Here is a 20,062-nt window from a genome sequence, read left to right on the forward strand (position 1 = left end):
CCGCCATGTCCATGATGCTTCTCGAATCCGAGATCCCAACCTGGGTCGCCGGTCTCGTCATGCTCCTGCTGCTGCTGGGGGCGCTGTCGTTCGTCCGCCAGGTTGGCCACAACCGCCCGCACAGCTGATGGCAGAACCCACGGCGCTCGCGGCGGCCGCCGAGGCGGATGGTCGCCGCTGGCGCCTGGGCGTGATGGGTGGCACCTTCGACCCCATCCATCACGGCCACCTCGTGGCCGCCAGCGAGGTCGCGGCTCGCTTCGGGCTGGACGAGGTCGTCTTCGTGCCCACCGGCGTGCCGTGGCAGAAGGCCGGACGCGACGTCTCCGAGGCGGAGGACCGCTACCTGATGACGGTCGTCGCGACGGCCTCCAACCCGCGCTTCTCCGTCTCCCGCGTCGACATCGACCGTGAGGGCAACACCTACACCGTGGACACCCTCAAGGACCTGCGTCGCTTGCGTGGCGACAGCGTCGACCTCTTCTTCATCACCGGTGCGGACGCGCTGGCGAAGATTCTCACCTGGCACGGTGCGGACGAGTTGTTCGACCTCGCGCACTTCATCGGTGTCAGTCGGCCCGGCGTCCCGCTGGGGGAAAACGACATCACCCACCTCCCGGCTGACAAGGTCACCCTGCTCGAGGTGCCGGCCATGGCCATCTCGTCCACCGCCTGCCGCGATCGCATCCGCGAGGGCATGCCCATCTGGTACCTGGTGCCCGACGGCATCGTCCAGTACATCGCCAAGCGGGGCCTGTACGGCTCCGTCCGGGGCCGCTCCGAGCCGCTACTGGCGCACGTCGACTCCTCTGCCACGCCCGACGAACTGGCCGCCTTGGCCGCCTATCCGAACGAAGGTCCCACCACGTGAGCGCCACCGAAATCGCCATCTCCACCGCTCGTCTCGCCGCGCAGGCAGCTTCCGACAAGAAGGCATCGAACCTGGTCGCCTTCGACGTCTCGCAGGCGCTCGCGATCACCGACATCTTCTTGGTCGCTTCCGCCTCCAACGAGCGTCAGGTCGGTGCCGTCGTCGACGGCGTCGAGGAGGCCTTGTTGGCCCACGGTCTCAAGCCCGTCCGCCGCGAGGGCGACCGGGAGAACCGCTGGGTGCTGCTCGACTACCTGGACGTCGTCGTGCACGTCCAGCACTCCGAGGAGCGAGAGCTCTACTCGCTCGAACGTCTCTGGAAGGACTGCCCCCAGATCGACCTCAAGGTCGTCGAACCTGAGCCTGACCAGGACGAGTCGGAGACACCTCTGCGCGAGGGTCAGGGCATGGTTCCCCCGCAGCAGCGGACCCTCTGAGGTCTCGATTTGGCACCACCCGCGAACACGGTGTAGTGTTCTTCGAGTCCCAAGGGGAGAGAAGTTCTCCGCAAAGACAGTTTCACAAGGGGCTATGGCGCAGTTGGTAGCGCGCTTCCATGGCATGGAAGAGGCCAGGGGTTCGAATCCCCTTAGCTCCACACAAGATGGCAAAATCGAGACTGGCCCCGCCTGATGGCGGGGCAGTTTTGTTTCTGCGGTGACTTCGGCCGGGGCATCGATGCTGGTGTGGGCGAGGACTCTGGGTCGCTTGCTCGCCTGAAGCGCCCAGGTTCTGTGCCCACGTCTGTGGAATGGCCAGACAGGCCGCCCCTGTCCGGCAAGCCACGCATCGAGGGCGGCTTTCGGGTCAACGGGCCGCGCTCGCTCCCGCCACCACGAGGTCGACAAGGCGGCGCAGCGCCTCGTCAATGTTCTCCCCGCTGATTCGCTTCTGCCGGGAGCGGTTGAGCTCGGCCAGCGCCCCTGCGACGATGAGCCGGGCGCCAGCTTCCGCAACCGCACCGGGTGCATCGCCGGCGGTGCCTGTCGCACCGTCCCGCGCCGCTCCGAGCGCACCTGAAGCGTCGGCTCGGCCATCCCGCAGGCGCGCGGCGATCTGCTCTTCGAGGTTGGCGACGCGGTCGAGGACGTGGCGGCGGTGCGGCATGTCCGCACCGAAGAGGATCTCGCGGGCGACCCACGTCGCGGGCTCCGGCCAGCGCCGCATCGCGGTGACGAGCGGCGAGATGATCGTCGCGATCTGGGCCGCGGTCTCCCCGCCCACCGGCGCGGTGCCGGCCCCGCTGGGCGCGGCGAACGCGGAGCGCGCAGCGGTGGTCGTCGCGTGCTCGTGAGCTCCCCACAGTGCATCGACGACCATCATGAGCAGCTCCGCCTTCGTCGCGGCGTACAGGAAGACAGTCCCCTCAGCCACATCCGCTGCGCGCGCGACCTCGCTCATCGAGGTGCGCTCGAACCCGCGCTCCTCGAACAGCGCGCGCGCCGCAGCGAGAATGCGGGCGCGCTTCTCCGCCTTCGCCCGCTCGCGCCTGCCCGGTGTCGCCGATCGCACCAGCATCGTGTCATCCCGGGTACCCATCCCCCCATTGTAGAAGACTCAATCCTGAGTAGACTCGGTGATGAGCCGGATGACCGGCATCCGGCACGCGTCGGGAAGGATGAACCATGCAGCACACGGCAGGTAACTACGAGGCGTTCGCGCGTCCCCGCCCCGCACAGCACGCGCAGGAGACGAAGGCCTACATCGTCGGCAGCGGGCTGGCCGGGCTCGCGGCGGCCGTCTTCCTCATCCGCGACGCCGGGGTCCCCGGCGCCAACGTCACGATCCTCGAGAAGGGCGAGATCGCCGGCGGTGCGCTCGACGGCCTCGACGTCCCGGAGAAGGGCTTCGTCATCCGCGGCGGCCGGGAGCTGGAGAACCACATGGAGTGCCTGTGGGACATGATGCGCTCCATCCCCTCCCTCGAGCTCGAGGACGCCTCCGTGCTCGACGAGTTCTACTGGCTCAACAAGGACGACCCCAACTACTCGCTGCGCCGCGCCACCGTGCGCCGGGGCGAGGACGCCGGCCACGAGGGCCGCTTCGACCTGCCGAAGCGGGCGCAGAAGGACCTGTTGAAGATCTTCCTCGCCGAGCGCTCCGAGATGGAGGGCAAGCGCATCGACGAGGTGATGGGCCGCGAGTTCCTCGACTCGCCGTTCTGGATGTACTGGCGGACGATGTTCGCCTTCGAGGAGTGGCACTCCGCGCTCGAGTTCAAGCTCTACCTCCACCGCTTCATCCACCACATCGGCGGGCTGCCCGACTTCACGGCGCTGAAGTTCACGAAGTACAACCAGTACGAGTCCTTCGTCCTGCCACTCATGCACTACCTCACCGAGCACGGCGTCGTCTTCCGCTCCGGCACCGAGGTCCTCGATGTGGACTTCGCCCACCGCAACGGCGAGATCCGCGCCACCGCGATCCGCTGCCGCCGCGACGGCGCCGAGGAGACCATCGAGCTCGGTGAGCACGACCTCGCGCTGATGACGATCGGCTCGCTCGTGGACAACTCCGATGACGGCGACCATCACACGCCCGCAGTGCTCAACGAGGGCCCGGCCCCGGCCTGGGACCTGTGGAAGCGCATCGCGAAGAAGGACCCGGCGTTCGGGCGCCCGGAGGTCTTCTGCTCGACGATCGAGGAGACGAAGTGGGAGTCGGCCACCGTCACGACGCTCGATGAGCGCATCCCGGCCTACATCGAGCGCATCGCCGAGCGCGATCCGTTCAGTGGCCGCGTGGTCACCGGCGGCATCGTCACCGCCGAGGACTCCTCCTGGCTGCTGAGTTGGACGGTCAATCGCCAGCCGCATTTCAAGAAGCAGCCGAAGGATCAGATCGTCGTCTGGGTCTACGGACTGTTCGTCGACGTCGACGGCGACTACGTGAAGAAGCCCCTGGCGCAGTGCACCGGCGAGGAGATCACCCAGGAGTGGCTCTACCACCTGGGCGTGCCCGTCGAGGAGATCCCAGAGCTCGCGGCGACCGGCGCCCGGTGCGTGCCGGTCATGATGCCCTACGTGACGAGCTTCTTCATGCCCCGCCGCGCGGGTGACCGGCCGCAGGTCGTGCCGGAGGGAGCGGCGAACTTCGCGTTCCTCGGGCAGTTCGCGGAGACCGGCCGCGACACGATCTTCACGACCGAGTACTCGGTGCGCACCGGCATGGAGGCCGTCTACGAACTCCTCGACGTGGAGCGCGGCGTGCCGGAGACCTGGGGCTCCACGTACGATGTGCGCGACCTGCTCGAGGCCTCGTCGCGCATGCGCGACGGCAAGAAGGTGGAGATGCCCGGCCCGGCCGCGCTGCGCGGCTACCTGCGCGGCAGGCTCGAGCACGGGGAAATCGGCCACCTCCTCGAGGAGCACGGCCTGATCTGAGCCTTCGCCCGCCCCTCGCGGGCGCGCCCCGGCCCCGAGGCGCGCTCGGGGGTGCCCGGCGGAGGTCGGTGCACCTGCACGGGCTGCCCGCCGCCCGCCATCCCCATGTCATGGTCCAGCCGGTCGCCGTCGAGACGGAACACGCGCTGATGTGCTCCACCCATTACGCAGATGGAGTAACCAGGGCCCCATGTCGAGGCCCTTTGTCGACATCTCCATAGAGTGGACGAATCATGGCTACCAGCGACAGAAGACACCTCGAATCCCAGCTGCATGACCGTCTGAACGCGGCCAGCGCCCGGAACCTGCGCGCGATCAGCCGGTTCGCAGGGGCCAACGGCTTGGTGTTGTCGGACCTGCGTGCGCTCATGCAGCTGAAGACCGCTGAGGATGAGGGGGCGGCCCACCTGACACCCGGCGACCTGGCCAAATTCCTGGAGCTGTCCAGCGGGGCGGTGACCTACCTGGTCGAACGGCTGTCGCGGGCCGGACTGGTCGTCTCCGAGCGTGACCCGGACGATCGACGGCGCGCGCGGGTACTGCTGACGGCCGAGGGCACGCAGGTGGTGGCTCGCCTGACCTCGGGCTTGCACGGCGTGGAGGTCTTGGCGCTCACCACGATCAGCGATACCGACCTCGCGGCAGCCGTCCGGGTACTGGAACTGTTGGACTCGGCCCTGGACTCATATGCGGGGCGTTTCTCGAACTGATCGGCAGCCAAGTCGTGCCCGGGAACGACGAAGGCCCCCTCGCGGGGGCCTTCGCCCACAATCGGGATCGACGGGATCAGCGGAACATGTCCAGCTTGCCGTAGTGCTCGGCGAGCAGGTAGTAGACGGTGAGTCGCGAGTTTCGGCCCGGGATTTTCTTCACGACGTCCATGATGGCCTTGTCGATCGCTTCGTCACTCTCGGAGACACCCAGCTTCTTCTTCACGAAGTTCTCGCGCACGGCCTTGAGCTCGCCGGTGTCACCTTCCGAGACCGTCGCGCTGTCGGGGCGACTGAGCACGAGTCGGTAGGTCTTCTCCATGTTCGCGACGACGGTGTCGTCGACTGTCGAGGCGTACTTCTTGATGTCTGCAAGATGGTCCATCGATGGGCTCCTGTTCGCTTGCCGGCCCGGGTTGGCTCGGGGCCTGAACCAAGCATGTACCCCTTTGGGCGAGGGGAGGAAGAAAATCCTTCCGCCACCTGCGAAAGTTCTGGTGGCCTCGGCGATGGCTTGGCCACAGTGGAGGTCATGACCGATCAGTTGAACGATGACCTGGAGCCCATGGACCCGTCGAGTGACGTGCTGGAGGAGGCCGAGATCAGAAGCGACTGGGAGCAGTCCCAGAGCACACAGGACGCGCTGGACGACGGAGTCGACCTGGCCGTCCAACTGGACGACTCGAAGCGCTCCGATGCTCGCCTCGATGGCGTCGTCCCACTGGACGAGGAGATCGTCACCGATGACCTGACCACCTCTGAAACGATCGAGGACCGCATCCAGCAGGAGGAACCAGACCCCAACAGCGACATCGTCCCGCCGAACCCCGGGCGTCGCAACTGATCGAGCGCCCTAGGCTGACGGGCATGCCCCAGAGTTTCGAGTACGTACACGGCCCCGATGGCTACACACTGCGCATCAAGGCCCGTGGTCGGGAGGTGCTGACGAACCCGCTGACGAACCTGGGCACCGCCTTCACCCGCGAGCAGCGCATCGCGCTGGGGATCAACGCCCTGCTGCCGCCGAATGTCATGACGATGGCCAAGCAGCTCAAGCGGGTGTACGCGCAGTTCTCATCCCAGCCGGACGACTTGAGCAAGTACGTCTACATGAACACCATGCAGGAGCGGAACGAGACGCTGTTCTACCGCCTGCTGACCGAGCACATCGAGGAGATGCTGCCGATCGTCTACACGCCGACCATCGGCGCCGCGATCGAGACCTACAGCCACTGGTACCACCGGCCGCGCGGCATCTACCTCAACATCGACGACCCGGATGGCATCAACCCCGGTCTGAAGAGCTACGGCCACGGCTGCGAGGACGTCGACCTGGTGGTCGTCACCGACTCGGAGGGCATTCTCGGCATCGGTGACCAGGGCGTTGGAGGCGTCGCCATCACCATCGGCAAGCTGTCGGTGTACACGGCCGCGGCCGGCATCCACCCCAACCGTGCGCTCCCGGTGGTGTTGGACGTGGGCACCGACAACCTCGACCTACTCAACGACGAGTCCTATCTCGGGGTTCGCCATTCGCGGGTTCGAGATGCGCGTTACGACGAGTTCGTGGACCGCTTCGTGCAGTCGGTGACCGCCCTCTACCCGAACGCGATGATCCATTGGGAGGACTTCGGCGCCAACAACGCCCACCGCATCCTCGAGAAGTACCGCGAACAGATCTGTACCTTCAACGACGACATCCAGGGCACGGCAGCCGTCGTCGTCGCCGCCGTGCTGAGCGCGGTCAAGCGGAGCCGGACGAAGCTGTCGGACCATCGGCTCGTCGTCCACGGCGCAGGCACCGCAGGTGCCGGCATCGCGAACCTGCTGGTGGAGGAGATGGTCTCCGAGGGCATGAGCCGCGAGGAGGCGCTGAGGCACTTCTGGGGGCTCGGCTCGGGCGGCCTGCTGCGGGAGGGCTCGAGACTCCGCGACTTCCAGAAGCCCTTCGCGCGCAGATCCGACGAGCTGGAAGGGTGGACGCTCGACCATCCGGGCCGGTACGAACTGGCGGACGTGGTGCGCAATGTGCAGCCGACGATCATGATCGGTACCTCGGCGCAGCCCGGTGCCTTCTCCGAGGCCATCGTGCGAGAGATGCACGCGCACTGCGAGCGTCCGATCATCATGCCGCTGTCGAACCCGACCTCCCTGTCGGAGGCGACCCCGGCCGACCTGCTTCGTTGGACCCGGGGCAGGGCCCTGATCGCCACCGGCTCGCCGTTCGAGCCCGTCGAGTACGACGGGGTGACGCACCACATCGCCCAGGCCAACAATGCCCTGGTGTTCCCCGGACTGGGCCTGGGTGTGGCCGTGGCACGGGCCTCCCGGGTTAGCGATGCCATGATCGCCGCGTCCGCCGAGGCCGTGGCCTCCGTCGTGACGGACCGTGCTCCTGGCGCTTCCCTGCTGCCCAGCATGGACAAGCTGCGCTCGGTCTCCGCGCGGGTGGCGATGGCGGTCGCTCAGACGGCCAAGGACGAGGGACTGGCCCGCGCCGAGCTCGACAACCTCGTCCAACAGGTGCACGAGGCGATGTGGGAGCCCGACTACCCCAACGTCGAGGTCGTCTGAGAGTGACTGACGAGGCCTTTGCTCGGCCGGTACTCCCGTCACAGGTGTGGCAGGCTGCGCGTGAGCAGCACCGTTCCCGGGCCCACGGGTTGCTGGCGTCGGTTCAGCGACGCCGGAGCCGGGGCGAGAAGCACCCGGTCGAGGACTTCCTGTTCGAGTACTACAACCTGCGTCCGGGGCAGCTGGAGGCGTGGCATCCCGGGGTGGGCGTCGTGCTGGACGACCCGGATGGCGCGTTCGCGGGCGTGAAGTTCTACGTGCACGAGGCAGCCCACAGCCAGGTCGACGTCGAGGGTTTCATCGCGCGTCGCGCTGGCACCCTGGAATGGACGCGGAAGCTGCTGCGTGGCACCGCCAGCCGCCCGGCCCAGCTGGGCTGTTTTGGGATGCACGAGTGGGCGATGGTCTACCACCTGCGGCCCGACCAGACTCGCCACCCCTACCTGGGCCTGCGACTGTCACCGGAGGAGGTGGCATCGGCGGTGGAGTCGGTCGGGCTGCGCTGCTCGCACTTCGACGCCTTCCGCTTCTTCACCGACGACGCGGTGCCGCTGAACCTGTCGGCGCCGACGCGCGAGTCACAGCCCGAGCTGGACCAGCCGGGGTGTCTGCACGCGAACATGGACCTCTACGGCAAGATTGCCTGCAAGCTGGTTCCCGTGTACAGCTCAGAGCTGGTGCTTGACGCTTTCATGCTGGCCCGTGACATTCGAGAGCTGGACATGCGCGCCAGTCCTTATGACCTGGCCGATTGGGGCTACGGGCCAGTTGAGGTCGAGACTCCGGGTGGACGGGCTGAGTACGTGAGGCAACAGCGTGGGTTTGCAGAGCGTGGGGCAGTGATCCGGCAACAGCTCCTGGACGTACTCGACTCGCTCGGAAGCGATCGTGGACGGGGCGGGGCCTGACCCCGGTTCCTGGGCACGCTGCAACCAGCACCTGGTGCTGGGAGGCGAGATGATCTGGGAATCGTGGACAGGAAGGACTACTCCCGTCACTCAGGCGGGTTGGCCGACGAGCTCGCGCTCGTCGCTGCCGCTGGGCGCGGGCGTCTCGGCGGCCACCTCGGCCCGAAACGCCCGCACGCTGTAGGCGACAGCGGCGATCCATCCGGCCCACACGAGGCCGTAGACGACCCACTTCGCGGCGTCGTCCAAGGCGAGGCCGTCCTTGCCCATGATCGTCCTGGAGTTGGTCAGGACGATGAGGCCACCGACCAGCGAGCCGAGGATCCGTGGAGGGATCGCGCGCACGAGCCAGGCAGCGATCGGTGCGGCGATCGCCCCGCCGATGAAGAGCATCGCGACCCAGGAGAAGTTGATGCCCTGAGAGCCGAGGGCGGCGAGGAAGCCGATGCTCGCGGCGACCGAGATGAGGAACTCGCTGGCGTCGATCGAGCCGATGACCTTGCGCGGCTCCAGCCGGCCGCTGGCGAGGATCGCCGGGGTGCCGACAGGCCCCCAACCGCCGCCACCGGTCGCGTCGACGAAGCCGCCGAAAAGTCCCAGGGGAGCGAGGAAACGCTTGCGCAGCGGGGTGCCGATGCGGTCCTTGCGCAGCCCCTTGAAGGTGAAACGCAGCAGGACGTAGAGCCCCAGCGCGAGCAGGATGCCCGACATGAACGGCTTGGCCGTCGAGGTGTCGAGGCTGGCGAGGAAGGTGGCGCCGGCGAAGGCGCCGACTGCCCCGGGGAGGCCGATCTTGAGCACGACCGTCCAGTCGACGTTGCCGAAGCGCCAGTGCGAGGCACCGGAGACGAGGGTCGTGCCGATCTCCGCGAGGTGGACGGTGGCCGAGGCGGCGACGGGGTTGGTCCCGATCGCGAGCAGCAGCGTGGTCGTCGTGACGCCGTACGCCATGCCGAGCGATCCGTCGACGAGCTGGGCGAGCAGGCCGACGATGGCCAGGAGGACTAACTTGCGCATACCAAGGACTCTTTTCCGTGAGGAGTGTGCGGCGCTCCGTGGTCCATATGTCCCACGTAACAAGTAGGAGTTTCAGGGAACCCCCTGCTGTTGGTCAAGCAGCGACACGTGATGTCTCAGGACGTGGTCACCACCGGCGATCCCAGCCCGCCATACTGAGGGCATGGACATCTCGGCCCGATCCGATTACGCGGTGCGCGCCATGCTCACCTTGGCCGCAGCCGCCGACGGAGGAACCCCGGTCTCGGTCGTCCGGCTCGCCGACGAGCAGGAGTTGCCGCGCAAGTTCCTCGAGGCGATCCTCGCCGACCTGCGACGGGCCGAGCTCGTCGTGAGCAGGATGGGTGCCGGCGGTGGCTATCTCCTCGCCCGGCCGGCGACGCAGATCTCCATCGGTGCCGTGATCCGTGCCGTCGACGGGCCGCTCGCCGAGGTGCGGGGGGAACGCCCCCAGGCCATGACCTACGACGGCGCCGCCACCCACCTGCGGACGGTCTGGGTTGCGGTCCGGTCGAGCGTGCGCTCCGTCCTCGACGGGACGAGCCTGGCCGACGTGCTGCGCGGTGACTTCCCTGCCGCCGTCGAGGAGGCCCTCAAGGCCCCCGACGCTTGGGAGAATCGCTGAGGCCCTCTCGTTGCGGTTTGGTCCGGTACGGGGAGGCGTGGAGCAACCCTCTCCGTACGGCACGTACCAACCCACCGAGGAGCCCTGGCTCATCGACATCGACAGCGACTGCGAGCAGTGCTGGTTGTGAGCCTCAGCGACGGACGGGTGGAGCGGTCGAAGATGCGGGATCAGATAGTCGTCAATTGCTCCCATGCAGACACTGCGAGCCGCGCCATGGACCGGTTCTTCACAATCCAGGGTGTAGATCGGTGGCGGGACCCGCGGGCGCGGCTGTTGGCGGTCATGGACGACGTTTTCGCGCTGCGGAACCTCAGCCCGTCACCTTGAGCGCAGCCACCTGACGGCCACCGGAATCGGTGAAGAAGATGGTCGTGGTGCCCGGGTCCTTGGTGAACTGGACGGTGCCGGTCACCGTCTCCCCAGCGCTGATCTGTCGTCCCTGCAACGAATCCGGCACCTCGTCCGGGTCGTAGTCGGTGGTCGTGGTGTTGTCGAGCGCGAAGAAGCCCAGACGCTGGTTCCCCTGGTCGAGGGTCACCCGGACGCTGAGGGTGAGCACATTGCCGCTCCAGCGGTAGTTGAGGATCTCGAAGGTGCCACTGGACCGGTCGGTGGAGTTGGTGAACGGGACCGAGCGGGTCGCAGCGACGCTCGTGGGCGCGCTGGCAGCCGACGTGCTGGCCCGGGCCGTCGGAGTGGGCGTCGGGGTCTCCGGGGCGCTGGGTGAAGAGCCCCCGAACTTGAACATGGCCGCCAGGATCGCACCCACCGCGAGCAGCACCAGCAGGCCCAGCCACAGCGGACGACGGCTGTTGGGCTGCTTGAAGTCGTCGATGCTGACCGAGCGGTGCTCGGTGGCCTGGAAGGGGGTGCCGGGGTTGTGCGGCTGGCTCGGGGGAGTGAAGGGCTGCTGCGGCTGCGGGGTCCACGTCGACTGCTGGTAGGCACCCTGCGGGTCCTGGCCGGTCGGACGTGACTGGTAGGGCGCCGAGTAGGTGCCGTAGGGCTGCTGGCCGGGTGGGAGTGGTTGCGGCTGTTGCTGTTGGGGTTGCTGTGGGGGCTGCCCCGAGCCCTGCGGGGGCCAGGTGTTCTGGTTGCCGGACTGCGGGGTGCTCATTGCGCCAGCGTAACGCCCGGTTGTCCACAGCCCACAGGGCGATGGAGGAATTGTCCACAGCCCATGTGCGCTGGTGGTGGGAGCCCGAGGCGAATTCCTATTGGTAGAGGTATGACGACGACGACCGAATCCGCCCAGGCCCGCCTCACCCTGCACGACACCGAGGACTTCCTCGCGATCGCGCCCTACCTGCTCGGCTACCAACCCGAGGAAAGGCTGGTGGCCGTGGTTCTCTCGGGGCGCCGGCTGGCCGTCACCGCGGCGATGCCGCTGGCCGCCTTCGACGACGTCGTCGATGCCTACGAGGCCTTCATGCCGCCCTTCGAGCAGGTACGGGACCCGAAGGTCGCCCTGATGGCGTGGACAGACGACGCCGAGCTGGCCGAGTACGCGCTGGGATTGGCGGAAGTGTGGGTTGGCGCCGAGCACCTGCTGGACTCGGTGGTGGTCACCTCTGACCGCTGGTGGTCCCGGGACGGGTGGGGCGCCGGTCGCACCGAGGAGCTGGCGCACGGCAGGGCGGCGGCCGAGGCGGTGCTGGCCGGGCTCGGCGTCGCCGGCAGCCGCGACGACGCCGTGCGGGCCGTCCTGGGCCCCGACGCCGTCGACCCGGCGGTGTTCGACGCGGTCGAGCGGGCCTGGGACGGGCGTCATGTGCGTCCGGCCGACGCGGTGGGGTTGGCACGTCAGCTGATGGAGCGGCCGGGGGACCTGCCGCTGGACCAGGTGGCGGCCCTGGTGGTGATGGTGCAGGACGTCGACGTCCGTGACGCCGTCTGGCTGGCGATGGACCGTGCCCATGCAGAAGGACACCTGTCGCTCTGGTCGAGGATCGTGGCAGTCACGCCCTCCGAGTGGGCGTTGGTTCCGGTGTTGCTGCTCGGCTGCGCCAGCTGGGTGTCCGGTCAGGGGGCGGTGATGGTCGCAGCCATCGAACGTGCGCTGGACCTCGACCCCACCTGCTCGCTCGCGCACCTGCTCTCGGACGTGAACCGTCAGGCCCTGTCGCCCCAGGTCTGGGAGGAGAGCCGCGCAGCGATGGTCTTCGGCCTGCCCGGCCCACTCAATGTGTCAGACCGCCTCGGGTGGGAGCGGTGAGCAGCGCCCGCGCCGACGACTACAACCGGGCCCGGATGGAGTACCTGCGAGCTGGCAGACCGGCCACCCACCGCGGCCCGAGGTATGCCGGCGCGGAGGAGGATGACTGGCTGGCCGAGCAGTGGTTGCTGGACGAGTTGCAGCCGGACGAGGTCGAGGACGAACCAAGGCCGTCGCTGGCTGATCGGTCGCCGCAGCTTGGTCGGGCCGTCACCTTCGGGCGCCAGCACGCGCGGGCGCTCGGCGTGGTGGCGCTGCTCGTCTGCCTGCTGGTCGGGGTCTTCGTCCTGCGCGCTGGCAGCCGCAGCGTGCCGCTGAGTGCCGTCCCGCTGGACCCAGGCAGCACCGGCCCGGCGGCCACCGCAGCGTCGGCGTCGGCCTCCATGGGTTCCACCCCGGTTCCCTCGGCGACCGCGAGCCAGGCGCCATTGCGGGTCCACGTTCTGGGAGCCGTGCGGCGTCCGGGCGTGGTCCGGTTGGTGGCGGGCGCTCGGGTCGCCGACGCGATAGCCACCGCCGGTGGGTTCACGTCGAAGGCGGCGCCGGGCGAGCTTAACCTGGCGGCTCCGCTCCTAGACGGTGACCAGGTGGTGATCGGCACCAAGCAGGAACCGCGGGGCGAGGTCCGGCACCCGGGCGAGGTAGCTGCCGTCCCGGGGCAGTCCGGATCGGAGCCCGGCAGCGGAACGAACGCTGCTTCGGCCGCGGAAGTGAAGGTCAACCTGAACACCGCTACCTCGGAGCAATTGGATGGGCTGCCGGGAGTGGGACCGGTCACCGCACAGCGGATCCTCGACTGGCGCGATGAACACCAGAAGTTCAGCCGGGTGGAGGAGTTGCAGGAGGTGGACGGCATCGGGCCCAAGACCTATGCCCAGTTGGCCGACCATGTCAGGGTCTGAGGACGGACGCCCCGCACCTGTTGCGCAGGAGGCCGAGCCCTTGGACCTCCGCCTCGTCCCGGTGGCCATCGCCGCCTGGGCCGGAGCCTGGTGGGGTCTGGCGCCCACCTGGGCCGCGGCGTTGGTGATCCTGGCCGCGGCTGTGGTCGGTGCCTGCTTGCTCCGAGGGCGACGCTGGCAGGTGGTGGCGATGGTGGGGGCCTTGCTGCTGGCATCGGGCGTGTCCCTGCTGCGTCAGGAACAGTTGGCGCACTCGCCCATTCACCGACTCGCCGAACAGGGGGCCGTCGGCCAGTTGGTCGTCGACATCACCAGTGATCCGCGGCGGATCCCACGACGCGGACCGATCCCCGAGTCGGTGCTGGTGCCTGCCACGACCGTCCACGGGGACGCGCGCGGCAATCGGGTGCGGCAACGGGTTCCGGTGGTGCTCAGGGCCTCCGGGGAGCGCGGCGAGGCGCTGGCGCACCTCGCCGTCGGCTCCCGCGTCCAGCTGGACGGACGGTTGCGGGCAGCCGACCCGGGTGCCCGTGAAGTGGCGCTGGTCACCGTGACCGCATCACCACAGCAGATCCGCGCGCCCGGCTGGGGAGCCCGGCAGGTCAACCGCTTTCGCGCTGGCTTGCGCCGCGCGGCAAGCCACAACCCTGCGAACCAAGCAGCGCTGCTGCCTTCCCTGGTGGTGGGCGACACCTCCGGACTCGACGCCGACCTGGTGGCCGACTTCAAGACCACCGGCCTCACCCACCTCACGGCCGTCAGCGGATCCAACCTGTCCCTCACCCTGGTCTTCCTGCTCGCATCAGCTCGCTGGGTCGGCCTGCGGGGTTGGTGGGTGCGCGGGATGTCCATCGGCGGGGTCGTCGCATTCGTCGTGATCTGCCGGGCTGAGCCATCCGTCGTGCGCGCCGCCGCAATGGGTCTGGTCGCTCTGGCCGGTCTCGGCGTGGCCGGGGGGAGGGCCCGCGGCCTGCGGCACGCCTGCGTGGCCGTCGCCGTCCTGGTGCTGGTCGACCCCTGGCTGGCGCGCTCGCTCGGCTTCGCGCTGTCGACACTGGCCACCGTGGGCATCCTGTGGTGGGCCGGTGACTGGACCCGCGCCATGGGCTGGGCACCCCACTGGCTGGCCGAGAGCATCGCCGTCCCGCTGGCGGCCCAGTTCGCAACCCAACCGGTGGTCACCGCCATCAGCGGGCAGCTCAGCGTCGTCGGGTTGGCAGCCAACGCGCTGGCGGCGCCGATGGTGGGTCCGGCGACCGTGCTGGGGCTGGTGGCTGCGCTGCTCGGCCTGGTCCACCCTTGGCCAGCCGCCGCCGTCGGCTTCATCGGTGGTTGGTGCGTGCAACCGGTCATCTGGATCGCCCAGGTCGGGGCGGCGCTCCCGGCGGCGGCTTGGCGGTGGCCGACGAGCCCGGTGGCGCTCACCCTGCTCACGGTCGTTTGTCTGCTGGTGCAGGGATGGGTGCCCGGGCTGCTCTCGCGGCGCTGGGCCTGTCTGGGGTTGGCCGTGGCGTTGGTGTGGGGCTGCTGGCACCAGCCGCGTCCGGCGGGCTTCCCCGGACCATGGCAGGTGGCCTTCTGCGACGTGGGCCAGGGCGACGCAACGCTGCTGCGGGCGGCCCCGGGCCACGGCGTGCTCGTCGACACGGGACCGGACGGCGAGGGCGTGGTCCGGTGCTTGCGCGCGCTCGGGGTCACGTCCCTGCCCTTGCTGGTGCTGACCCATTTCCACGACGACCATGTCTCCGGGCTGGACTCAGTGCTCGGCGCCGTGCATGTTGGACGACTGCTGGTGAACCCCGTCGCCTCCCCGGGTTTTGCTGCTGACCGGGTGCGCGCGGCAGCAAGCGCTCGTGGCATCCCCGTCGACGTGGCGTCCGTCGGGCAGCGCTGGGAGGTCGGACAGGTGCACCTCGAGGTGGCGGGGGTGGCGGCGGGCCAGGTGCTTGCCGGCAGCGGGGAGGGTGAGTCATCGGCAGAGAACGACACCTCCATCATTGCCGTGGCGCGGGTGCAGGGCGTCGGCGTCGTGATCCCGGGCGACGCCGAGCCCACCGCCCAGCAGGCTGTCGTGGCACGAGGGTGGTCACCCGGCCTGTCGGTGCTCAAGATGCCCCACCACGGCTCGTCCCGGCAGGACGAACGCTTCTGGTGCGACTCGGGCGCGAGCCTGGCCGTTGCCAGCGCGGGTTTGCGCAATGACTACGGGCACCCTGCGGCCGCGGCGCTGCGGTTGGCGTCCAGGTGCGGGATGGCGGTGGCACGAACCGATCTTGAGGGGACGGTCACGATGTGGCGCTCGGGAGACCGGCTCGAGGTGCGCACCGAGAAGGCTGCCCCATGACCGGGCCTGACTGAGCGAGACTGCCCGGCTGGGGACGCGGCGGAAAGCGTCGGTGGCAGCTGGCATGCTTGGGCGCATGGCTGCACAACCCGTCTTCGGAACCTGCGCGCTGGTGCTCGGCCCCGAGGGCCTGTTGGCGGAACGGGCCGTCGCAGCCAGGGTGCATTCCGCCCGCCGGGAGCGTCCCGACGCCGAGCTCTCGCGCGTCGACTCCGGCCAGCTGGAGGGGCACCGTTTCGCCGAACTGACCGGTGGGTCGCTGTTCAGCTCGTCCAACGTCGTCGTCGTGGACGACCTGGCCAACCTCTCCCAGGACCTCTTCGGCATCGTGCTCGCCACCGCCTCTGCGCCGCCGGAGGATCTCTGCCTGACGCTGGTGCATGGCGGCGGCCAGAAGGGCAAGGGCCTGCTCGACAAGCTCAAGAAGGCAAAGATCCCCGTCGTGGAGGCCATCGCCCCCAAGACCTGGAAGCTGCCAGACTTCGTCACTGACGAGGCCCGCCGGCTCAAGGTGCAGATCGACCGGCCCGCCGCCGAGGCACTCGTCGATGCCCTCGGTAGCGACATGCGCACCTTGGCGGGGGCGCTGTCCCAGCTCGCGAGCGACAACGACGGCCAGCCCATCACCGTCCAGGTGGTTGGGCGCTACTTCGGCGGTCGCGCCGAGGTGACCAGCTTTGCGGTCTGCGAGGACATCATGGCCGGCAACCGCGGGCCCGCACTGCAGAAGCTGCGGTGGGCTCTGGACACCGGCGTCGCACCAGTGCTGGTCACCAGTGCGCTGGCAGGCAGCCTGCGCAGCCTGGGGCGCTACTTCGACGTCCGCTCTGCCCGGATGTCGGAGGGGGAGATGGCCCGGGAGATCGGTTGCCCACCGTGGAAGGTCAAAGACCTCTCGCGCCAGTCGCGCAGCTGGTCACCAGACGCCGTCTCGCAGGCCCTGCAGGCGGTGGCGAAGGCCGATGCGCAGGTCAAGGGCGCCGCCAGCGACCCCGAGTTCGCTCTCGAACAACTCCTGCTGGCGGTGGACCGGGCCCATCTGGCCGGGCGCCGGTGACACGTCTGGTCGCAGCGGGCCTGGTGCTCGCGCCGCTCACCACGGACGCGGTGGCGCGGCGGCTCGCCGAGGACGACTTCACGATCGACGTGGACGGCGTCGGGCCGGTGCACTTCGGCGCCGAGTACCCAGGCGACCTGCTGGTTCTGTTCCCCTTCTACCTGGCCGGTATCCCGCGCGGGATGCCGGTGGATGGCACCTGGACGATCATCGACGCGGCTGCCCGAGAGGCGGTGGGGGTGATCGGGACCAAGGGGCCAGCCGACCAGGACGGCGCCGTCGAGATCGGTTACGCCGTGAACCCTTCGCACCAGGGCAGAGGGGCGGCCACCGCCGCAACCCGGGTGCTGGTGGATGAGCTTCGCAAGCAGGGCGTGCGCACCATCACGGCCGAGACGCGCACCGGCAATGCCGCATCCCAGGCTGTTCTGCGCAAGGCGGGCTTCAAGCCGATCGGTGAGCGCATCGACGAGCACGAGGGGACATTGGTCACCTGGGAACTGGCGCTGTCCCACACCTGTCAGCGACACACCTGACGACAAAAGCCAGCGGCCCGGCCCCCAGTCGGGACGAGTCGCTGGCTGTGTGACCGACCGGAGCTCACGCCCCTGAGGTCGAAAAAGTCGTTGTTACCCCTAGGGGAATGGTTCAGAGAGCCGCAGCCTTCTTGGAGATCGAGGACTTGCGGTTGGCGGCCTGGTTCTTGTGGATGACGCCCTTGGAGACGGCCTTGTCGAGCATGCGGTTGGCGGCCTGCGACAGCTCGGAAACCTTGGTGCTGTCGCCCGCGGCAACGGCGTCCTCGAAGCGGCGCACGGCGGTGCGCAGACCCGACTTGACGGCCTTGTTCCGCTGGCGCGCCTTCTCGTTGGTCTTGATGCGCTTCATCTGGGACTTGATATTCGCCACGTGAAAATCCTTAGGACTGGACTGGATCAGAAAGATCGAAACAAAATCTGGTGCGCCCTGCGGACGCGACTGCACACACTACCAGCGAGCCGGGGCCCAGCCCAAATGCGCAACCCAAGTGCGCACCGGGCACCGCTCAGATGCCCCGGGAGCCACCACTGTCACACAGGTGGCGCAACGAACCACGCCGCCTGAAGGGGCCAAAGCTTGAACTGCCCGGTGGTCAGGTCGTAGTGGTCGCCGCTGATCAATTCCTCGGCCACGGCTCCACAGTGCGCGCCGACCGTCCCCGCGGGGATCCACACCTCGTCCTCACCGAAGTTGTACATCTGCACCACCGGGCCGAGCGGGTGCTGGCGAAGCACCAGCAGCACCCGGTGGTCGGGGCTGGGCAGCACCGTCGACTCCACGCTGGCGTGCAGCTGCGGAGTGCGCCGGCGCACGCCGACCAGGTGTCGGATTCCCAGGAAGACCCAACCTGCGGGCTGGTCCGGCTTTTCGTGGATGTCATCGACCAGTTCCCAGGGCATGGACGGGCGATGCACCCACCGGTTGTCGGCGGCATGGGCCGGATCGGCAGCGAAACCATCGTCGTTGGGCAGCCCGAGCTCGTCGCCCATGTAGAGCAGCGGCACGCCGCCCCAGCCGAGGATGGCGGCGTGCAGCAGCAAGATGCGGTCCACGGCGAACGAGATCGCGCCGGGGTCACCGGACTCGACGGCGGTCTCAAGACCCGCCAGTGAGGCGAGCGAGCCGCTGATCCGACGGTCACCGGTCGCCGGGTTGGCCTGGAAGACCAGACCGCGGGCGAAGCTGCCCGGGAACTCGCCGGAGTAGAAGTCGGACAGGAAGTGCCGGTGGGCATGGCCGTTGAGGCCGACGGCGGCAGCGTCCTCGTCCATCACCGCCCAACCGATGTCGTCATGGCAGCGCACATAGGTGCCCCAGGTGGTCGAGGTGGGCTTGGCCGGCAGCCGGCGCAGAGCGGTCTCGGCCAACCTTGCGTCGCGGCTGGCCAGCGAGCTCCAAAGCTGCACCATCAAGGTGTTGTGGTAAGCCATGTCGCTGACCTGGCCGGTGTGGCGGCCGGTGCCCAGATAGTGGATCAGGTCGTCAGGGGCGACGATCGCCTCAGCCTTGAAGGCGAGGGCAGGGGCGACGATGCGCGCGGCGGCGCGAAGTGCCTCGGTCAGGTCGTGAACGGTCGGCAGGTTCTGGCAGGTGGTGCCCAGCTGCTTCCAGATGAACGCTATCGCGTCCAGACGCAGCACCTCGACGCCCCGGTTGGCCAGGTCGAGGATGATCGCCAGATACTCGCAGAAGACGTCCGGGTTCGCCCAGTTCACGTCCCACTGATAGGAGTTGAAGGTCGTCCAGACCCAGCGCTGCAGGGCATCGTCGAAGGTGAAGTTGCCCGGCGCGAAGTCAGGGAAGACCTCCGGCAGGGTGCGCTCGTACTCGTCCGGCTGGGTGCGGTCGGGGAAAGTGAGGAAGTAGTCGAGGTAGCGCTGCTCGCCGGCGCGGGCCCGGTCGGCCCACTCGTGCTCCTGCGCGACGTGGTTCAGCACCAGGTCGACCACCAAGGAGATGTGTTCCCCACGCAACGTCCTGGTGAGGTTCTCCAGGTCATCCATCGTGCCGAGGTCGGGGCGGACGCGCGTGTAGTCCGCCACGGCGTAACCGCCATCGTTCTCACCCTCGCGGGGCATCAGCAGCGGCATCAGGTGCAGGTAGCCGACATTCAGTTCGCGCAGGTGGTCCAGGTGGTCGGTGATGCCGGCCAGGGTGCCCGCGAAGCGGTCGGTGTAGCAGACATAGCCCACCATCTCGGGGCGCTGCAGCCAGTCGGGGTTGAGCAGGCGCTGCTCGTCCAGCACGCGCAGGTCTTCGGGGCGGCGTGCCGCGGCAGCGAGCGTCAGCTCGAGCACGCGCTGCAGCGTCTCCTCGAGGCTGCCCGAGTAGGCGGCGGCGAGGCACTGTTCCAGCGCGGGAGACCAACGGTTCCACCGGAGCCGGAAGGTGGTTGCCTCCGGGCCCGTGCCCAGGGCCTTGGTGATCAGCTGGTCGAGTTCGTCCTCACGCATGGCGGAAGCCTAGGGGTGATGCTGCGCAGCGTGGTCCGTGTCTGGCATCGCCCTTGTACAGGCATCGTTTCGAACAGGCACCGTTTCGAACAGGCACCGTCGGAGGCGGGGCCTAGCGTCGGGGGCATGTCGAGCAGAGTCCGATCAGAGCTGGGGGCCTTGGGCCAGCGCGCCGACGCCACTCGCGGGGCAGGGCGTCACGTCGAGGTCGACGTCGACGCCGAAGAGCCGTGCGCGGGGGTGTTGGTCGCTTGGCAACGCGGTGCGGTGGGCTGGCTGGCACACGTGGCGTGGGTGTGCGACGGCCAACTCGTGGTCGGGCTGCTCGACGCGGGCCGGGTCCGGCCTCTCTCGACTCCCGCAGGCGGGCCGCCCGGCGGGGACGGGGAAGTTGTGCGGGCATGAGAAGATGTGTCGTCCCATCGGGACCACCACCGCAGCAGCCTCGCCGCGAACACCT

At 68.7% G+C, this 20,062-nt stretch carries 21 protein-coding genes and 1 tRNA gene; 15 read left to right on the forward strand and 7 right to left on the reverse strand.

Features of this window, described 5'->3' with window-relative positions; translation table 11 throughout:
- The first annotated feature begins 5 nt into the window (after positions 1–5).
- The 4 genes from ABD089_RS02680 to ABD089_RS02695 all read left to right on the forward strand — a co-directional run bounded on the left by ABD089_RS02680 (position 6) and on the right by ABD089_RS02695 (position 1,469).
- Positions 6–128 carry a hypothetical protein gene (locus ABD089_RS02680; RefSeq protein WP_343884661.1) on the forward strand — a complete coding sequence of 41 codons (123 nt, stop codon included), beginning with the start codon at positions 6–8 and terminating at the stop codon, positions 126–128.
- On the forward strand, positions 128–871 hold the full coding sequence (gene nadD, locus ABD089_RS02685; protein WP_343884662.1) for a nicotinate-nucleotide adenylyltransferase: 744 nt from the start codon (positions 128–130) through the stop codon (positions 869–871). The genes ABD089_RS02680 and nadD overlap by 1 nt, the downstream gene beginning before the upstream one ends.
- Complete coding sequence (gene rsfS, locus ABD089_RS02690; RefSeq protein ID WP_343884664.1) at positions 868–1,308, forward strand: ribosome silencing factor; 441 nt, start codon at positions 868–870, stop codon at positions 1,306–1,308. Before nadD ends, rsfS begins: the two co-directional genes overlap by 4 nt.
- Before the next feature lie 88 nt (positions 1,309–1,396).
- Positions 1,397–1,469 (forward strand) — tRNA-Ala (locus ABD089_RS02695).
- 209 nt (positions 1,470–1,678) lie between these two features.
- Here the strand turns inward: ABD089_RS02695 and ABD089_RS02700 are convergent.
- Positions 1,679–2,410: a TetR/AcrR family transcriptional regulator gene (locus ABD089_RS02700; RefSeq protein WP_343884665.1), complete on the reverse strand. Its 732-nt coding sequence runs from the start codon at positions 2,408–2,410 to the stop codon at positions 1,679–1,681.
- 86 nt (positions 2,411–2,496) lie between these two features.
- On the opposite strand from ABD089_RS02700, the gene ABD089_RS02705 reads away from it, so the two are divergent.
- Together ABD089_RS02705 and ABD089_RS02710 are read left to right on the forward strand one after the other, a co-directional pair.
- Positions 2,497–4,254, forward strand: a complete 1,758-nt coding sequence (locus tag ABD089_RS02705; protein ID WP_343884666.1) for an oleate hydratase — start codon at positions 2,497–2,499, stop codon at positions 4,252–4,254.
- Positions 4,255–4,487: 233 nt separating this feature from the next.
- Complete coding sequence (locus tag ABD089_RS02710; protein WP_343884667.1) at positions 4,488–4,964, forward strand: MarR family winged helix-turn-helix transcriptional regulator; 477 nt, start codon at positions 4,488–4,490, stop codon at positions 4,962–4,964.
- 76 nt (positions 4,965–5,040) lie between these two features.
- Here the strand turns inward: ABD089_RS02710 and ABD089_RS02715 are convergent, their stop codons facing one another.
- A complete protein-coding gene (locus ABD089_RS02715; RefSeq protein ID WP_343884669.1) occupies positions 5,041–5,349 on the reverse strand; it encodes a DUF2853 family protein in 309 nt (102 codons plus the stop codon).
- Between the two features lie 147 nt (positions 5,350–5,496).
- On the opposite strand from ABD089_RS02715, the gene ABD089_RS02720 reads away from it, so the two are divergent.
- From ABD089_RS02720 to ABD089_RS02730, 3 genes are read left to right on the forward strand one after another with little or no spacing between them, the layout of a single operon-like run.
- A complete protein-coding gene (locus tag ABD089_RS02720; RefSeq protein WP_343884670.1) occupies positions 5,497–5,808 on the forward strand; it encodes a hypothetical protein in 312 nt (103 codons plus the stop codon).
- A 23-nt stretch (positions 5,809–5,831) separates the two neighbouring features.
- Entirely contained in the window at positions 5,832–7,538 is a 1,707-nt protein-coding gene (locus ABD089_RS02725; protein WP_343884671.1) for an NAD-dependent malic enzyme, read from the forward strand.
- Positions 7,539–7,540: 2 nt separating this feature from the next.
- Positions 7,541–8,446, forward strand: a complete 906-nt coding sequence (locus ABD089_RS02730) for a 3-methyladenine DNA glycosylase (protein ID WP_343884672.1) — start codon at positions 7,541–7,543, stop codon at positions 8,444–8,446.
- 90 nt (positions 8,447–8,536) lie between these two features.
- Here ABD089_RS02730 and ABD089_RS02735 read toward each other — a convergent pair whose 3' ends face one another.
- Positions 8,537–9,463, reverse strand: a complete 927-nt coding sequence (locus ABD089_RS02735) for a sulfite exporter TauE/SafE family protein (protein ID WP_343884673.1) — start codon at positions 9,461–9,463, stop codon at positions 8,537–8,539.
- 163 nt (positions 9,464–9,626) lie between these two features.
- Between ABD089_RS02735 and ABD089_RS02740 the strand changes: the two genes are divergently transcribed.
- Positions 9,627–10,088 carry an RrF2 family transcriptional regulator gene (locus ABD089_RS02740; RefSeq protein ID WP_343884674.1) on the forward strand — a complete coding sequence of 154 codons (462 nt, stop codon included), beginning with the start codon at positions 9,627–9,629 and terminating at the stop codon, positions 10,086–10,088.
- Positions 10,089–10,401: 313 nt separating this feature from the next.
- On the opposite strand, the gene ABD089_RS02745 is transcribed toward ABD089_RS02740, so the two are convergent.
- Entirely contained in the window at positions 10,402–11,208 is an 807-nt protein-coding gene (locus ABD089_RS02745) for a hypothetical protein (protein ID WP_343884675.1), read from the reverse strand.
- A gap of 111 nt (positions 11,209–11,319) precedes the next feature.
- Between ABD089_RS02745 and ABD089_RS02750 the strand changes: the two genes are divergently transcribed.
- The 5 genes from ABD089_RS02750 (at position 11,320) to ABD089_RS02770 (ending at position 17,145) form a co-directional block, all read left to right on the forward strand.
- The gene (locus tag ABD089_RS02750; protein ID WP_343884676.1) at positions 11,320–12,306 is read left to right on the forward strand and encodes a DUF4192 domain-containing protein; all 987 of its coding nucleotides are present in this window, start codon (positions 11,320–11,322) and stop codon (positions 12,304–12,306) included.
- Positions 12,303–13,208 carry a ComEA family DNA-binding protein gene (locus ABD089_RS02755; protein WP_343884677.1) on the forward strand — a complete coding sequence of 302 codons (906 nt, stop codon included), beginning with the start codon at positions 12,303–12,305 and terminating at the stop codon, positions 13,206–13,208. Before ABD089_RS02750 ends, ABD089_RS02755 begins: the two co-directional genes overlap by 4 nt.
- The gene (locus ABD089_RS02760) at positions 13,195–15,552 is read left to right on the forward strand and encodes a ComEC/Rec2 family competence protein (protein WP_343884678.1); all 2,358 of its coding nucleotides are present in this window, start codon (positions 13,195–13,197) and stop codon (positions 15,550–15,552) included. Before ABD089_RS02755 ends, ABD089_RS02760 begins: the two co-directional genes overlap by 14 nt.
- Positions 15,553–15,628: 76 nt before the next feature.
- A complete protein-coding gene (holA, locus tag ABD089_RS02765; RefSeq protein WP_343884679.1) occupies positions 15,629–16,609 on the forward strand; it encodes a DNA polymerase III subunit delta in 981 nt (326 codons plus the stop codon).
- Positions 16,606–17,145 (forward strand): GNAT family N-acetyltransferase, encoded by a 540-nt coding sequence (locus tag ABD089_RS02770; RefSeq protein WP_343884680.1) that lies wholly within the window; start codon positions 16,606–16,608, stop codon positions 17,143–17,145. The genes holA and ABD089_RS02770 overlap by 4 nt, the downstream gene beginning before the upstream one ends.
- A 112-nt stretch (positions 17,146–17,257) precedes the next feature.
- On the opposite strand, the gene rpsT is transcribed toward ABD089_RS02770, so the two are convergent.
- The 3 genes from rpsT to ABD089_RS02785 all read right to left on the reverse strand — a co-directional run bounded on the left by rpsT (position 17,258) and on the right by ABD089_RS02785 (position 20,037).
- Complete coding sequence (rpsT, locus tag ABD089_RS02775; protein WP_343884681.1) at positions 17,258–17,518, reverse strand: 30S ribosomal protein S20; 261 nt, start codon at positions 17,516–17,518, stop codon at positions 17,258–17,260.
- 161 nt (positions 17,519–17,679) lie between these two features.
- Positions 17,680–19,602, reverse strand: coding sequence for an alpha-amylase family protein (locus ABD089_RS02780; RefSeq protein ID WP_343884682.1), 1,923 nt, complete (start codon positions 19,600–19,602; stop codon positions 17,680–17,682).
- Positions 19,603–19,746: 144 nt separating this feature from the next.
- Positions 19,747–20,037: a hypothetical protein gene (locus ABD089_RS02785; RefSeq protein ID WP_343884683.1), complete on the reverse strand. Its 291-nt coding sequence runs from the start codon at positions 20,035–20,037 to the stop codon at positions 19,747–19,749.
- Between the last annotated feature and the right edge of the window lie 25 nt (positions 20,038–20,062).

This window comes from Luteococcus sanguinis (genome assembly GCF_039527675.1).
Classification (GTDB): domain Bacteria; phylum Actinomycetota; class Actinomycetes; order Propionibacteriales; family Propionibacteriaceae; genus Luteococcus; species Luteococcus sanguinis.

Excerpts from the sequence above, each read along its gene's own strand:
- ABD089_RS02680 (WP_343884661.1), top strand. The coding sequence starts at position 6 with ATGTCCATGATGCTTCTCGAATCCGAGATCCCAACCTGGGTCGCCGGT.
- nadD (WP_343884662.1), top strand. The coding sequence starts at position 128 with ATGGCAGAACCCACGGCGCTCGCGGCGGCCGCCGAGGCGGATGGTCGC.
- ABD089_RS02700 (WP_343884665.1), bottom strand. The coding sequence starts at position 2,410 with ATGGGTACCCGGGATGACACGATGCTGGTGCGATCGGCGACACCGGGC.
- ABD089_RS02705 (WP_343884666.1), top strand. The coding sequence starts at position 2,497 with ATGCAGCACACGGCAGGTAACTACGAGGCGTTCGCGCGTCCCCGCCCC.
- ABD089_RS02710 (WP_343884667.1), top strand. The coding sequence starts at position 4,488 with ATGGCTACCAGCGACAGAAGACACCTCGAATCCCAGCTGCATGACCGT.
- ABD089_RS02715 (WP_343884669.1), bottom strand. The coding sequence starts at position 5,349 with ATGGACCATCTTGCAGACATCAAGAAGTACGCCTCGACAGTCGACGAC.
- ABD089_RS02720 (WP_343884670.1), top strand. The coding sequence starts at position 5,497 with ATGACCGATCAGTTGAACGATGACCTGGAGCCCATGGACCCGTCGAGT.
- ABD089_RS02725 (WP_343884671.1), top strand. The coding sequence starts at position 5,832 with ATGCCCCAGAGTTTCGAGTACGTACACGGCCCCGATGGCTACACACTG.
- ABD089_RS02735 (WP_343884673.1), bottom strand. The coding sequence starts at position 9,463 with ATGCGCAAGTTAGTCCTCCTGGCCATCGTCGGCCTGCTCGCCCAGCTC.
- ABD089_RS02740 (WP_343884674.1), top strand. The coding sequence starts at position 9,627 with ATGGACATCTCGGCCCGATCCGATTACGCGGTGCGCGCCATGCTCACC.
- ABD089_RS02745 (WP_343884675.1), bottom strand. The coding sequence starts at position 11,208 with ATGAGCACCCCGCAGTCCGGCAACCAGAACACCTGGCCCCCGCAGGGC.
- ABD089_RS02750 (WP_343884676.1), top strand. The coding sequence starts at position 11,320 with ATGACGACGACGACCGAATCCGCCCAGGCCCGCCTCACCCTGCACGAC.
- ABD089_RS02760 (WP_343884678.1), top strand. The coding sequence starts at position 13,195 with ATGTCAGGGTCTGAGGACGGACGCCCCGCACCTGTTGCGCAGGAGGCC.
- holA (WP_343884679.1), top strand. The coding sequence starts at position 15,629 with ATGGCTGCACAACCCGTCTTCGGAACCTGCGCGCTGGTGCTCGGCCCC.
- ABD089_RS02780 (WP_343884682.1), bottom strand. The coding sequence starts at position 19,602 with ATGCGTGAGGACGAACTCGACCAGCTGATCACCAAGGCCCTGGGCACG.